The following is a 13,084-nucleotide window of genomic DNA, read 5'->3' as shown; positions in this document are numbered from 1 at the left end:
TACATAATGGCAGTAGAAAATAACTTAATTGATGTAGAGGCATTAGGCGAGGCAAAGTCGATTGACTTCGCAAACAAGATGGGCGAACGCTTAAACAAATTATTTGAGGCGTTAGGTATCACAAACAAAATTCCAATGAACGTTGGTTCAGCATTAAAACAATATCGTTTCAATGTAGTAGAGTCAGAGGCTCCTAACGGCAACGTTGAAGAGGGCGAAATCATTCCGTTAACTAAAGTTGAGCGTGAACTTGTTAACATTACAGAGCTTGAGTTCCGTAAGTTCCGTAAATCAACATCAGCAGAGGCTATTCAGTCGCACGGCTATGATTTAGCAATCAACCGTACAGACGCAGAGCTTATTCGCTATGTACAGAAAAAATTCAGAACTGACTTCTTTAACACTATCGACGGCGCTGTGAACAACCCTGACCGTACAAACACTGAGGCGTTATCAGCTCCTAACTTGCAAGGTGCGTTATCTCGTGGCCGTGCTAACTTATCAGTATTACTTGATGATGAAGTGACACCTATCGCATTAGTAAACCCTAATGACGTAGCAGGACACTTAGCAGATGGTTTCATCAACTCAAACGGTTCTCAATTCGGATTGAACTTATTGACACCATATGTAGGTGTGCAAGTAATCGAGTTCGCAGACGTACCACAAGGCACTGTATACATGACTACAGCTGAGAACTTAAACGTTGCATATGCAAACCCTCAAGGCGAAATGAGCAGAGCGTTCAACTTTGCCTCAGACCAAACAGGCTTTGTTGGTGTCATTCACGACATTCAACCACAACGTTTAACAGCTGATACTGTATATGCGTCAGCAATCTCAATGTTCCCTGAAAACGTGGACGCAGTTATCGCTGTAGACATTGAGGGCGAACAAGCTGACGGTGGTTCTACTCCCGCCGAGGCCTAAGGGCGTAAGCGTTAGACCTAACGTAAAATCGGCAAGAATATCAGTTAAATAATATTTAGGAGGCTACACTATGGCAGACGTATTAAAAGTGTATCAAGGCGAGAACGTTGTAGGAACAGCAGAACGTGCAGAGGACGGCACAGCGTCAGTTACGATTGACGGCTTAGAGGCTGGTACTGAGTACGCAACAGGAACGTATCAAGTAGCTTTCAGTAATGAGGCAGGCGAGTCAGCTAAGGTTGACGTGCCATCTTTCACTACTAAGGAAAGCGCACCAAGCAGAACCTCAAAACGTTACTACAGAAACGACAGAGGACTCAGCAGACGTGAGCGCAGAATAAGGAGGCGTTAAGCAATGGCACACATTGACGGCGTAAAGCTCCTTATAGGTTTGAATGATAATAAGCAAGATGACCAGCTACAAAAGATAATCGACGTTACGGAAAAACGCCTAATATCAATGCTACCGAAAGACGTAGAGGCAGTGCCTAGTTCCCTTGATTGGGTCGTCGAAGAGGTAGCAGTTAAGCGTTACAACCGTATAGGCGCAGAGGGTATGAGCTCCGAGAGCATTGACGGTCGCTCAACAAAGTTTCAAGAGAACGACTTTGACGAGTACCTATCAATCATCGAGGACGAGTTCCCGTCTACTTCTAGTAAAAAAGGAAGTATCAAGTTCTATTGAGATATGAACATAGAGCTACCCTTGTTAAAGAGGGTCAAAAGCAATACAACCCTGACACTGGGAAATATGAAAATGCTGGTCAGCAAGTTTTCGACTCAGTTCCTTGCAACAAGTCGCCTCTCTCGCCTCAGCGTACAGCTGTAGAGTTCGGGGAGGTCACTCGTGATATAAGTATCATAAGACTAAACAATCGCTTTGACGAGCCCGTGACGCACGCCTATATAGATGGCGTTAAATACCTCATAGTTAGGCCTGTTAGATATAGACGAGACACAGTTTTCTATATTGAAGAGGTTAACTAAATGAGGATAACAGGCGTTAACAAACTCATTAAGAGAATACAGAGAAACCAACAGACCATTGACGACGACGTCGAGCACATTCTGAAAGAAAACGCTAAAGAGTTTAGAGCAGATACAGTGCTCGAGGCTCGCAAGGTCATGGTCAAAGGTTACTGGACGGGCAACCTCGCCGAGCATGATTGAAGATACTAAGCAGGGAAAAATGAGTTACATTATCACATCAAACGCACACTATTCAGGCTTTCTTGAATACGGTACTAGGTACATGGAGCCTGAGACATTTATGAAACAGATTTACCAAAAATATGGTGCTCAGGTAAACGCAGACATTGAGAGATTGCTCAAATAAGGAGGGACAAAAGCTAATGGCTAAACAATCAGCAAAATTCGAGTTATTCAATTATCTATTTAAGACTTTCAGAGCGCTGGGGGTTCCTGTTGTACGAACAAAAGAACTTCATCAAGAGCTACCTTATCCGTTTATCGTACTTGAGGACGTCGAGGACAGTATCGGCGTAATGAGTATTGATAACTATTCGGGTACGCCAACAGTGAGAGCTCACTTGTGGTGCACGGAGGACGACCTTGCTAGCGCTGACAGGGTATACATACAGATACAAGAAACTCTACTAAATGTTGAAATGCTCCCGTCTTACAGAGTAACTCTCGAGAACTTAGACACAGTAGACGCAACAGACACAACAACAAATCAAACATTACAGCATACAGTCATAGACGCAACTTACAGAGCGTCATAGGGCAGGCCTAGTCTAGGGCTTGCCTTTTATTATGCTGATAAATCAGGAGGGCATTTATATATGGCAATTAAACAAGGTTCTGACGAGTTAGCGTTAGTCCGTAAGTTAGGCGACGCTACAGAGGCAGACAAAATCATGTGGATTACAGAGTTAGAACGTGAAACAGAGCGAGATACTGACAACGAGGCTACAGTTGACGGCTCAGTTAGCTCAGGTGGTACTCAAGAGTCAACGGTAACTATCACGTCTTATATGGACGTTGATGACGAGTTAAGTGACGAAATCGAGGACGCTACAGAGGACGCAATCCCTTATGAGTTATGGGTCATCAACAAAAAGGTACAAGGCTCAGGCGAGAACGAGGGTAAATATAAGGCTGAATATCGTCAAGGACATTTCAACTCAATCACTCGTACCAACGAGGCTGACTCTATTGCAGAGTTCGAGACTGAGTTCGGCGTTTATGCTAAGAAACAAAGAGGCTGGGCGTCATTACCTGAAATCGTAGAGCAAAACAAAGCAGCTTACGGTTTCCACGACACTACAGCAGATGACCCAGCAGACGACGGACTTGCTGACGCACCTGACGAGAACATTCCACAACCTGACGAGGGTGCGACAGGCGAAGAAACTCCCTAAGGCGCCCCAAATTACTGAGGTCAGACCTAACACGAAAAGCGTTAGGCTCTCAGCTAAGTAGGGGTTAACTACACATGAGGGCGAAAAGCCCTCTCTTTTTATTACTAAATTAAAACATACAAGCGAGGTTATTTTTATTATGGAAATTCAATTCAAAGGCAAAACTGTCGACTTATCATTCGGCTTTAAAGCATTATCTATCATCGACAAACGTCTAGGCATGGAAATCGAGCAAATGAGTATCGGACAAGGCTTGCAGCTTTTAGTTCCTAACTTAGCACAAGGCAACCCAATCACTATTGGCGAGGTTATCCTTGCGGCAACAGCACATCACAAGAAAGCTCCTCAAGAGTCAGACCTTGACGACATTCTTGACGATATTGCAGAAAACGAGGGCTTTGAGGCGTTCGGCGAGCAAATCATTAAGGAACTGGGAAAGAGACCTACAACCCAAAACCTAGTACCGGACGAGTACAAACCGAAGAAACAGAGCAAGTAAGTGAAGAGCCTGACCCCCTCACTTATGACCGTGTAGTCGTTTTGTGTATGAGTGAGTTGGGCATTTACGACATTGACTACATCGACACTATGACTTTACGTGAGTTCAACTATCGTATGTACGCCTTAGAGTATGAGTTGCTCAAAGAAGAGTATCAAACATACAAATTGGCGTTTGCAATCAGAGACGTTGAGGCTAAGCGTGAGGTTGGCGTCGGTAAGAACAAAAAAGAGGAATATATCCTCAGTTCAGTCAATGATTTGATAGATTATCAGAAAAACGTTAAGCGATTGAATAAAGGCTTGCCTATTGAACTTGAGAACCCTGACAGCAAGTCGGATAAAAACAAACCATCGCTAGACGTTTTAAAACAAATCAAAAACCATAATAAAAAATAGATTGGAGGGTATATCGTGGCTAAATCTGAATATAAAATCAGCACTGAGATAGACGCAGATACGTCCAAGTTTAAAAAGCAAATGAAGTCAGCTGAGAAAGTTGCTCAAGACTTTAAACGAGTTGCTGAAAGTATAAAAGACGCTGACATCGGTGCGAACATAAAAGACTTTATGGCTAAGCTGAAACAGGCTAAGAGTGAGCTCAACGGCTTTGACGGCTCTGAGGCAGACGCAGACCTTGATTTGAACGCCTCTAGTTTCAATCGCAAATTGAGCTCAGCAAGTCGTTCACTAACAGACTTTAAGCGCCAAGCAGAGAGTGTTCAAGACGCTCGTATAGGTGCGAACATAGCAGAGTTTCAAGCTAAAATGACCAGCGCTAAAAGGAGCCTGAACAGTTTTGATGGTTCGGACGCAGAGGCAAGTGTCGACGCAGACACATCAAGATTTACAAGCAAAATGAAAACAGCGAAAGCTATCGCAAGAGACTTCGAGCAAGTAGCAAAGAATATTCAAGACGCTCGTATAGGTGCAGACATTTCAGAGTTTCAACGTAAAATGGTCAGCGCTCGTAAACAAATGGCGTCATTCAGTCGTATGAGAGCAAAGTCACGCCTAGACGTTGACAGCTCCTCAGCTATCTCAGCCATTGAGAGATTTAAGGCTATGTTACGCTCTATACCAAACAGACATCGCACACGGTTAACCGTAGACTCAAAAACAGCTATAAATGCAATTCGTGCAGTTTCTTCGTCATTGGATAACTTTGAGACTTCACTTCATAACATTGCTAACAGAGTTAGAACAGTGGGAACAGTTGCGGCAAACGTGTTCAAAGGTATGTTCCTATCAAGTATCACAACGTTAGTTCCAGCAATTGCCTCACTTGTACCAGCATTAATGGCAGTTATGAACGCTATTGCTGTTGTCGGTGGTGGTGCGGCTGGACTTGCTGGCGCATTTGCAACGGCAGGCGCGGGCGCAGTTGGTTTCGGCGCTATGGCCATGAGTGCGCTACAAATGGTTGAAGATGGCACGCTAGCTGTTACGAGAGAAGTTGAGCAGTATCGCTCGGCAGTCGACAGCCTCAAATCAGCATGGCAAGGCGTAGTTGCTCAGAACCAATCTGAAATATTTACGACACTTGCAAATGCAGTGAATACGGCAAAAGTCGCCCCGCAAGGTTTAACGCCATTCTTAGACGGTGTAGCTCAAGGTATGGAGAAAGCCAGCCAGGCTACACTGAACTGGGCTAAAGAGTCACAAACAGCAACTAGATTTTTTGAAATGATGGGCTCTACAGGCGTTAAGATTTTCAATAACATGCTTAGCGCAGTTGGTAATTTCGGCTCAGGCTTTATTGCTTTGATTACTGAACTTGCACCACTCACGGAATGGGTTTCTCAAGGTTTCGAGAACATGGGTAAATCATTCAATGAGTGGGCGAACAGTGTTGAGGGCAGTACAGCCATTCAGGACTTTACGAACTATGTGAAAACAAACTTGCCAATTATTGGCGAGATATTCAGCTCGACTTTTAAAGGTATATTCAACCTAATGAAAGCATTTGCGCCTAACTCTCAGGTTATATTTGAGTCACTAGCTCAAATGGCCAATCGTTTCGAGCAGTGGAGCGCAACTATTGCAGAGTCGGACGGGTTCCGAGCAATTCGTTGAGTACGTGCAAACAAATGGCCCTGTATTAATCAGCCTTATAGGCAATATTATCGACGTACTTGTGAACATAGCCGTCGCATTGGCTCCTCTAGGTGCTAAAGTGCTAGAAGTAGCTGAGGCGTTCTCAGCATGGCTAGCAGAGCTTACAAGAGTGCACCCTATTGTTGGCGTGCTCGTTGGGGTTATAGCCTCACTATCAGGTGTATTTATGGCATTATGGCCAGCAATTCAGTTTGTGATACAGGTTATCGCTCCTTTAATAACAGGCTTTATGAGGTTCGTTGGCGTTGGCCAAATCGTTCAAGGTCTGTTATCAGTATTAGGTGGCGCATTTGGAGCATTGAGTGCTCCTGTGTGGGCTATAATCGGCGTAGTTACAGCGCTTATAGGCATATTCGTGGCGTTGATGACAAGCTCAGAGCAACTTAGAACTCAAATGACTCAAGCGTGGGAGGCCATTAAACAAGCTGTCATGCAGGCTGTTCAGGCTATTGTGCAGTTCGTTTCTCAATTGATTTCAAGAATACAAGAAATAGTAGCGCCTTTAGTTCCTATATTCCAGCAAACCTGGCAGGACATCGTCACTGTAGTAGAGACGGCAGTAAACTTAATCGCACCAATCGTGCGGCAGGCCTGGAATACCATTAAGGCTGCGACACAGGTGGCGTGGGAGCTTATTAAAATGGTCATCACAGTTGCTATGGAGGTAATCGTTAGCACTATAACAGCATTACTTCAAGCTCTATCAGGCGACTGGTCAGGTGCTTGGCAAACTATCAGCTCAGCAGGTCAAGCTATTTGGCAGGCTATCGTTACGGCAGCACAGAACATCTTCGGCATTTTAAGAGATTGGCTTTCTAATTTATGGAATAGCATAACTCAAAATGCCACGACAGCGTGGTCAGCGTTGCAGGGGGTAGCCTCTAGCATATGGCAGGCCATTGTTTCAGCGATACAGTCCGTAGTTCAAGGATTGGTAGGCGTACTTAGCTCTATTTGGTCAGCAATCACTAGCACAGCAAGCTCTATGTGGTCAGGATTGGTCGGCATAGCGTCCTCAATTTGGGGCTCACTTGTCAGCACAATAAGTTCTATCGTTTCAAGTATCGTCAGTGCAGTGAGTTCAGCATGGTCGGCAATTTCTAGCACGACATCATCAATTTTCGGAACGGTTGCGTCAATTGTATCAAGCATTTGGTCATCAATCGTTAGCACGATAAGCTCAGTCATTTCAACGATTGTCAGCGTAGTGTCATCAGGTTGGAACAGCGTAATGAGCACGATTTCATCAATTCTCAGCTCAATTGCGTCGACCGTATCGAGCGTTTGGTCATCTATCGTCAGCACAATAAGCTCGTTCATATCATCTATTGTCAGCACAGTAACATCAGGTTGGAATAGCGTACTAAGCGCAATCACATCAGCAATGAGTGGCATTATCAGTGCAGTAACATCAGGCATGAGCAATGTAGTCAGCGCAGTAACATCAGGCGTTCAGAACGCTGTAAGCGCAGCGAAATCATTTGTTGGTGCAATGGTGTCAGCTGGTGCAGACCTAATCAGAGGTATGATAAACGGCATTAAACAGATGGCTGGCTCATTAGTGAGCGCTGCTAAAGGCGTTGTATCTAATGCCGTGAATGGAGCTAAGAGCCTATTAGGCATACACTCGCCATCGAAAGTGTTCAAAGAAATCGGTCAATACACTATGCAAGGTATGCAAATTGGACTTAACGACCGAGGCAAGAAAGTTGTACGTGATACAGGAAGAATTGCACAAGATATGACAAGTGGGTTCAACCCTGACTTGCAAGCTAAGCCTATGGTGCAAGGTATCAACCGAGAGTTGAGCAACCTTTCAGCTAGAGGGCAAGTGCAATCTAACCACACAAGCACTTTCAAGGCCGAACCTAGCAAGACTACATTACATGTACAACTCGACACAGATGACGAAGTGCTAACAGCTAAAGTAAATGGCGTTAACGCTCGTGATGGCGAGGTACTTTCATTCTAGGAGGCTTAACAAATGGACTTAAAAATCACTAAGCTAGACGGCTCCGGCTACACGCTGGGGCAATACGGCGTTACTGTGAAAGACGTTGTCATAAGTCCTATTGAGGTAGAGCACGAGAAAAGAGACATCAAGGGCTTGCACGGAACATTTGACGCAGTGCACAACATTCAAGGAGCGCACAATAAGCGTTCCTTTTGTTTTTGTTGCTGAAACATTGGCGTCCTATCCGTTGTATCGAGACTTAATATCAGAGCTGGTTTATGATGACCAGCCATTCTATGTGCAAGAAATGCGCAGACCTCAAAGACAACAATATGAATTTAAAGACACGTCATTCAATGATACAGCACTATCAGTTGACCAATACGGGTATGACACTGTTTTTGATAGCCCTCAAGGCGACAACGAAGTATCTACAGGCAAACGTTATTTTGTGCAACTTAGCGCTTGTGAAGAATTAGAGCAAAAAGGCCTGAAAGGTACAGGCTCAATGTCATTCACAACAACAGAGTTGCCGTTCGCTGAAAGTGTTGGAACTTCTCTCGACCTTGAACGTGACGGATTGAACAATGCTAGCAATCCTATTTGGTCATATGGTATGGGGCTCTCAAGAGACCCTGACACATGGCAATATACGTTCAATATCAGCGAGCAAAAAGAGCACGAGGTTTACAACTTCGGCAACGTTCCTATAGACCAATTCAACCAGCATTTAGTTATCAGGTTGAAGTTCAACAGCGAACCATCAGGCACAATCAAGTTTGGTTTTAATGGTACACAGTGCGAAATCGACACAAAAGACGCAAACATAAAAGCAGGCGACGTAGTAACTTACGAGTCTAGCGACTACTTTAAAAACGGCCTTAGTATTTTAAACAGTACAAACTACGGCATACCTGTTATGCGTGCAGGTAGAAACGACTTACTATTCGACAGCAACTACAACATAGAGGCTCAAGTCGAATGTAGGTACTACTATTATTAGGAGGTCATTTCAGTATGGCAAGAAAAGAAATCACTACGCCTTTAGACCTTAATAACTTGAATAACCACAATCAAAATTACAAGGAGCTCTACAACGAAATTCAAACAACTGATAAGCGACTTAGTGAGAACATGTGGGAAGAAATCAAAGGCGCTAACACAATGAAAATGCTCGAGCCTGTTCAAACATCTGACCAGCTCCCAAGCAACAGCTGAGGACAAATCTCTTATCACTGTTATAGATGAGCAAAGAGTTTATGCGTACGTTCATGATGAATGGCAACCGTTCAGCGAGATTGACCTCGACCCGTTCGAGCCTTTCAAAGATGAGTTAGCAGAAATCGTCTCAGCCTATGAGTCGAAGATACAAACTATCACTCAAGAAGTTCAGACGACTAAAGACTCAGCAATAGACTCTATAGAAAGCACACAGAGCCAATCTGAGAGCAATATAGAAAATACTAAGCAAACGGCTATAGACTCAGTTGAAAAAGCACAGCAAGACGCTGAGAGCCAAATAGGCGAAACTACAGAGGCGCTCAAAGGTAAAACGTCAGAACTTACAGCAATGTTCAATGATTACTTAGAGCAACTTACCGACAATCGAGATACGACACTTGTTGAAGTTGAGAACGCTAAGCAAGACGCATTGGACGCTCTCAACGATTTTCAAAGTGTCGACACATCTAATTGGCAGAAACATAAACTTACCGAAGATGACGGGTATATCCCTCGTATGGATAACGTAGACATGTCAGACTTAGACAGTTTTATGGAAATTAATTCAAAACATGTGTACCTTTTTGACCCTATCAACACACCTACGCTTGATGATGATAACGGCTATCTTACCATAATTGCTCGAAGTAGCACATATGCTCAGGCTATTTTCAGCCCTATAAACGACAATACTGTCTACATGAATAATAAAATAGGTAGCTCAAACGGTCGGGACGGCTGGGAGCCTATGAGTGGAACTAAAGTTGTATTGTTTGAGGGGCAAGCTAAATCTACTGGAGAGATAATAAACCTTAACACTTCTTATGAAAACTTTACTGAGTTAAGAGTGAAATTAAACCGTACAGGTGGTAATGAAATTTTCAATTTTGATGCAGAGAGTGGTGTAGGAATTTCTATCAATTATTCAAATGTGTACGGAGATAACAGCGAGGGCAAACTTTACGAGATGACGCTCAATAAAAAATCTCCAACTGAATTAGAGATAACTTCACAAAGGTCGCTGACTTTTAGTGGTACAGCGTCTGACGATAGTGGGGTTACTATATTAAAAATATGGGGGGTTACTTAATGGAAGATGAGAACAAAACGATTAACATTAAAGTAAATAGTGACAATGAGATAACAGCATACGCAATCGTAGGGGGCGTGAATGGCATAGATATTCCTATTGACACCTTACCTGATAACTTTAAAGGGGATTTTGACGCTAAATATTTTTTATACGTTGACGGGGAAATCACAGTCAATCCTGATTATGTAGCACCTGAAATTCATATATAGGAGGCATTACATGGCTTTAATACTTAAAGACCTAAAAGGGAACGCCTACCCTGTCGAGACTGTAACCAACCACACTGTGAGAATGAATGGCGACGGTATGCTGACATTCAATGTCATTGAGAACAGGCAAACAGAGAACTTTATCAATGACATATCTAAGCTGTGGCACGTTGAGAACGTGACGGGCAAAGACGACAAAATGGTGTATGTTGTTGTGCTTGCGAAACGTAAAGCCTTAAAAGATAAGCAGATAGTTGAGGTTACAGCGAAAGAGGAGCAATTCGACTATTTAGAAACTCATAGAGTGTATGAGAACATCACAGGCAGTCGCACAGCAGTAGACTTTTTCAACAGAATATTTGACGGCACACCATACAGCTACACTATGCTCAATGACGCATATGCTAAAGAGTGGGAAAATGCAGGCGACGGACAATCTAAGTTTGACATGTTCCTAAAAGGTTTAGAGCGTTACGGTTTTGAGTTCCAATATGAGCCAGCCTCAAAAACTTTCAAGTTGGGCGAGCGTATTTCACGCCGTCCAGCTTATTATATTTCTAAAAGGCTGAACGCAAATGACATCAGCTTTGAAGAGGACGCAACTAATTTCTATACATACGCTAGAGGCTATGGCGATTATGAGGGCGAGGACAACATGCACGAGGCCAACCTAACTCGTGAATATCCTGAAAATGCTGAAAGTCCTATGATTGAGTTGTTCGGTATCAGAGAGGCGCCACCTATCACAGATGGTCGTATTACTAAGAGAGCGACTCTTGATAAGCAACTCGAGGACTTAGTCGAGCAGTCAGCTAAACTGTCAATCGAACTTGATTTCGTAGCGCTTGGCCAAAACTACCCATTTGCTCAACCTGAAATTGGCGACGAGATACCTGTCATTGACGACACAATTAATTTCAACAGATTGCTAAGAATACACGAGATTAAAACAACAAGAGACGCACATCACATTGTTACTAAGCAATCAATTGTTGTCGGCGACCCTAAACGTGAAATCAGATACAGACAAAGTCAAGCAGGTGCGATTTCAAACATGAACGACCTGATTGCTTGGGCGCACTAAAATACGTCAATCAGTTTTACCTAGAGCAATCAATGAGGCGACTGAAATGCTACAGAAAACCTCAAGTGAGCTGACGTTCAGTGAGCAAGGCATTGTTGCTGTAGATAAAAGCAACCCGAACTATGTGGCACTGTTAAATTCAAGTGGCTTGGGTGTCAGTAAAGATGGAGGCGACACGTTCCACAATGCTATTACTCGTGGAGCCATAAACGCTAACCTGATTACGACAGGGGCATTAAACGCTGATTATATAAGAGGTGGCACGCTAGACGCAAACCTTGTCAATGTTGTCGGAGGCGATGGCGACAAATACATATCTATGAAAAACGATGAATTGAGGTTGAACGGTACCTATACAAGAATGTGGCGAGGCGAAACTACGACATCAAACGTATTTACCAGCTTAAAAAATGGCTACATAAGGTTTAGGAATAACTCAACTCAGAGCTCACTGTACATGTCCGAGTTTGGCATATCTACTTATGTAGACCAAACAGGCGAATATTTAGACGCACCAGGTAACTCATCAGGAACAATTGCATGGTGGGACAAAACCTATAGCCCGAGTGGGGCGAATGGTATCACTATAAATTCTTATGGGGGTGTGGCGGCTCTCACAAGTTATAAAAACAGAGTCATGGTTGCTGGGGGTGGCTCAGTCAACTTAGAAAGCACAAACTCAAACATATATGTTCGCCCTGACACAGGTCTGTTAGGCGACAACACATTCTCTTTCAGTCTTGCAAGTAGCAGGGAATACAGAGACGGCTATATCATGTTCGGAGGACAAGACACAGGCACATATGCAAGTGGCCTGAGATTTAGCAGAGCTTACTCAAGGCTTGAGGTTGTTGACAGTTCATACAGCACAGGTGGAGGGACTTCGATTGAGGCTGGTTATGGTAATTTCAACACAGTCAGCAGACGTGACGGAAACCAATATCTGAATATCGTCCACCCTCAATTGCTTAAAGTCGGCAGTGACGGAAAAGACAGGGTGGCCTCTCCTACTGTTTATAACAGGACTTATTCAGGCAGTGCCAACGTTTATGTTACAAGTTACGGCACGTTAGGCCGTGCTACATCAGCTAGTAAATACAAACTGAGCATAGAAAACCAATATAAGACTGAAAAAGAACAACTCGCCCACTCTAGGAACTTATTAAACCTTGACGTTCGCCATTGGTTTGATAAAGAAGAGTCGGAAATAACAGCAAAAGAGTGTGAGGTAAAAGGCGTTTGCAGTGCTGACGCTTTCAAGCTAGACAGACATGTAGGCCTAATAGCAGAAGAGGTTGAAAGTGCAGGGCTCAACGAGCATGTTGTTCGTAACGAGAACGGCGAAGTTGAGGGCATTGAGTATGACAGGCTTTGGGTTCATCTACTACCAATCATTAGAGAACAACAGCAAAAAATAGAAAATTTGGAGGCTAAAGTTTATGGAACAAAACAATAACAGTATAAGTGAACAAGTGTTAATGGCGAGATTGCAGGAAGAAATGCAAAAATCTATCAACTTACATATTCAGTTAGTAGAAACTACTAAAGAGCTAGAGGCATACAAATCACAGTTAGAACATGACGATGATTAAT

17 protein-coding genes and 1 pseudogene are annotated in these 13,084 nt (G+C 43.5%); all 18 read left to right on the top strand.

The window, feature by feature from the left end:
- The first annotated feature begins 6 nt into the window (after positions 1-6).
- The 18 genes and pseudogenes from ABLV95_RS10510 to ABLV95_RS10425 all read left to right on the top strand — a co-directional run bounded on the left by ABLV95_RS10510 (position 7) and on the right by ABLV95_RS10425 (position 13,083).
- Positions 7-930, top strand: a complete 924-nt coding sequence (locus tag ABLV95_RS10510; RefSeq protein ID WP_460875600.1) for a capsid protein — start codon at positions 7-9, stop codon at positions 928-930.
- A gap of 70 nt (positions 931-1,000) precedes the next feature.
- The gene (locus ABLV95_RS10505) at positions 1,001-1,282 is read left to right on the top strand and encodes a fibronectin type III domain-containing protein (RefSeq protein ID WP_460875598.1); all 282 of its coding nucleotides are present in this window, start codon (positions 1,001-1,003) and stop codon (positions 1,280-1,282) included.
- A 3-nt stretch (positions 1,283-1,285) separates the two neighbouring features.
- Positions 1,286-1,615, top strand: coding sequence for a phage head-tail connector protein (locus ABLV95_RS10500; RefSeq protein WP_115341895.1), 330 nt, complete (start codon positions 1,286-1,288; stop codon positions 1,613-1,615).
- A 302-nt stretch (positions 1,616-1,917) separates the two neighbouring features.
- Positions 1,918-2,266 (top strand): annotated as a pseudogene (locus tag ABLV95_RS10495) (HK97-gp10 family putative phage morphogenesis protein).
- A 16-nt stretch (positions 2,267-2,282) separates the two neighbouring features.
- Positions 2,283-2,675, top strand: a complete 393-nt coding sequence (locus tag ABLV95_RS10490; protein ID WP_423164894.1) for a hypothetical protein — start codon at positions 2,283-2,285, stop codon at positions 2,673-2,675.
- A gap of 60 nt (positions 2,676-2,735) precedes the next feature.
- Positions 2,736-3,314 (top strand): phage major tail protein, TP901-1 family, encoded by a 579-nt coding sequence (locus tag ABLV95_RS10485; protein ID WP_460875595.1) that lies wholly within the window; start codon positions 2,736-2,738, stop codon positions 3,312-3,314.
- A gap of 139 nt (positions 3,315-3,453) precedes the next feature.
- Positions 3,454-3,813 carry a tail assembly chaperone gene (locus ABLV95_RS10480; protein WP_460875593.1) on the top strand — a complete coding sequence of 120 codons (360 nt, stop codon included), beginning with the start codon at positions 3,454-3,456 and terminating at the stop codon, positions 3,811-3,813.
- A gap of 47 nt (positions 3,814-3,860) precedes the next feature.
- Positions 3,861-4,211 (top strand): hypothetical protein, encoded by a 351-nt coding sequence (locus tag ABLV95_RS10475; RefSeq protein WP_107365545.1) that lies wholly within the window; start codon positions 3,861-3,863, stop codon positions 4,209-4,211.
- 15 nt (positions 4,212-4,226) lie between these two features.
- Entirely contained in the window at positions 4,227-5,888 is a 1,662-nt protein-coding gene (locus ABLV95_RS10470) for a hypothetical protein (RefSeq protein WP_460875589.1), read from the top strand.
- Positions 5,854-7,902, top strand: coding sequence for a hypothetical protein (locus ABLV95_RS10465; protein WP_460875585.1), 2,049 nt, complete (start codon positions 5,854-5,856; stop codon positions 7,900-7,902). Before ABLV95_RS10470 ends, ABLV95_RS10465 begins: the two co-directional genes overlap by 35 nt.
- A 12-nt stretch (positions 7,903-7,914) precedes the next feature.
- Positions 7,915-8,112, top strand: coding sequence for a hypothetical protein (locus ABLV95_RS10460; RefSeq protein ID WP_460875583.1), 198 nt, complete (start codon positions 7,915-7,917; stop codon positions 8,110-8,112).
- Between the two features lie 19 nt (positions 8,113-8,131).
- Positions 8,132-8,887 carry a phage tail family protein gene (locus ABLV95_RS10455; protein ID WP_460875581.1) on the top strand — a complete coding sequence of 252 codons (756 nt, stop codon included), beginning with the start codon at positions 8,132-8,134 and terminating at the stop codon, positions 8,885-8,887.
- A 14-nt stretch (positions 8,888-8,901) separates the two neighbouring features.
- Positions 8,902-9,102 (top strand): hypothetical protein, encoded by a 201-nt coding sequence (locus tag ABLV95_RS10450; RefSeq protein WP_460875579.1) that lies wholly within the window; start codon positions 8,902-8,904, stop codon positions 9,100-9,102.
- A gap of 352 nt (positions 9,103-9,454) precedes the next feature.
- Complete coding sequence (locus tag ABLV95_RS10445; protein ID WP_460875577.1) at positions 9,455-10,195, top strand: hypothetical protein; 741 nt, start codon at positions 9,455-9,457, stop codon at positions 10,193-10,195.
- Positions 10,195-10,407, top strand: coding sequence for a DUF2977 domain-containing protein (locus tag ABLV95_RS10440; protein ID WP_460875575.1), 213 nt, complete (start codon positions 10,195-10,197; stop codon positions 10,405-10,407). Before ABLV95_RS10445 ends, ABLV95_RS10440 begins: the two co-directional genes overlap by 1 nt.
- Before the next feature lie 10 nt (positions 10,408-10,417).
- Positions 10,418-11,491, top strand: a complete 1,074-nt coding sequence (locus ABLV95_RS10435) for a phage tail protein (RefSeq protein ID WP_460875573.1) — start codon at positions 10,418-10,420, stop codon at positions 11,489-11,491.
- 46 nt (positions 11,492-11,537) lie between these two features.
- Positions 11,538-12,947 carry a structural protein gene (locus ABLV95_RS10430; RefSeq protein ID WP_460875571.1) on the top strand — a complete coding sequence of 470 codons (1,410 nt, stop codon included), beginning with the start codon at positions 11,538-11,540 and terminating at the stop codon, positions 12,945-12,947.
- A complete protein-coding gene (locus ABLV95_RS10425) occupies positions 12,931-13,083 on the top strand; it encodes a hypothetical protein (protein WP_460875569.1) in 153 nt (50 codons plus the stop codon). The genes ABLV95_RS10430 and ABLV95_RS10425 overlap by 17 nt, the downstream gene beginning before the upstream one ends.
- Position 13,084 lies beyond the last annotated feature (1 nt).

Origin of the sequence: Staphylococcus sp. Mo2-1, assembly GCF_046721385.1 — a bacterium.
In the GTDB taxonomy this organism is placed as follows: Bacteria; Bacillota; Bacilli; order Staphylococcales; family Staphylococcaceae; genus Staphylococcus; species Staphylococcus equorum_A.
Note: the sequence above shows the minus strand (reverse complement) of the source record. Positions and strands in the feature narration are given on the sequence as shown.

Coding starts and splice junctions, on each gene's coding strand:
- ABLV95_RS10510 (WP_460875600.1), top strand. CDS start 7: ATGGCAGTAGAAAATAACTTAATTGATGTAGAGGCATTAGGCGAGGCA.
- ABLV95_RS10505 (WP_460875598.1), top strand. CDS start 1,001: ATGGCAGACGTATTAAAAGTGTATCAAGGCGAGAACGTTGTAGGAACA.
- ABLV95_RS10500 (WP_115341895.1), top strand. CDS start 1,286: ATGGCACACATTGACGGCGTAAAGCTCCTTATAGGTTTGAATGATAAT.
- ABLV95_RS10490 (WP_423164894.1), top strand. CDS start 2,283: ATGGCTAAACAATCAGCAAAATTCGAGTTATTCAATTATCTATTTAAG.
- ABLV95_RS10485 (WP_460875595.1), top strand. CDS start 2,736: ATGGCAATTAAACAAGGTTCTGACGAGTTAGCGTTAGTCCGTAAGTTA.
- ABLV95_RS10480 (WP_460875593.1), top strand. CDS start 3,454: ATGGAAATTCAATTCAAAGGCAAAACTGTCGACTTATCATTCGGCTTT.
- ABLV95_RS10475 (WP_107365545.1), top strand. CDS start 3,861: ATGAGTGAGTTGGGCATTTACGACATTGACTACATCGACACTATGACT.
- ABLV95_RS10460 (WP_460875583.1), top strand. CDS start 7,915: ATGGACTTAAAAATCACTAAGCTAGACGGCTCCGGCTACACGCTGGGG.
- ABLV95_RS10450 (WP_460875579.1), top strand. CDS start 8,902: ATGGCAAGAAAAGAAATCACTACGCCTTTAGACCTTAATAACTTGAAT.
- ABLV95_RS10445 (WP_460875577.1), top strand. CDS start 9,455: ATGTTCAATGATTACTTAGAGCAACTTACCGACAATCGAGATACGACA.
- ABLV95_RS10440 (WP_460875575.1), top strand. CDS start 10,195: ATGGAAGATGAGAACAAAACGATTAACATTAAAGTAAATAGTGACAAT.
- ABLV95_RS10435 (WP_460875573.1), top strand. CDS start 10,418: ATGGCTTTAATACTTAAAGACCTAAAAGGGAACGCCTACCCTGTCGAG.
- ABLV95_RS10430 (WP_460875571.1), top strand. CDS start 11,538: ATGCTACAGAAAACCTCAAGTGAGCTGACGTTCAGTGAGCAAGGCATT.
- ABLV95_RS10425 (WP_460875569.1), top strand. CDS start 12,931: ATGGAACAAAACAATAACAGTATAAGTGAACAAGTGTTAATGGCGAGA.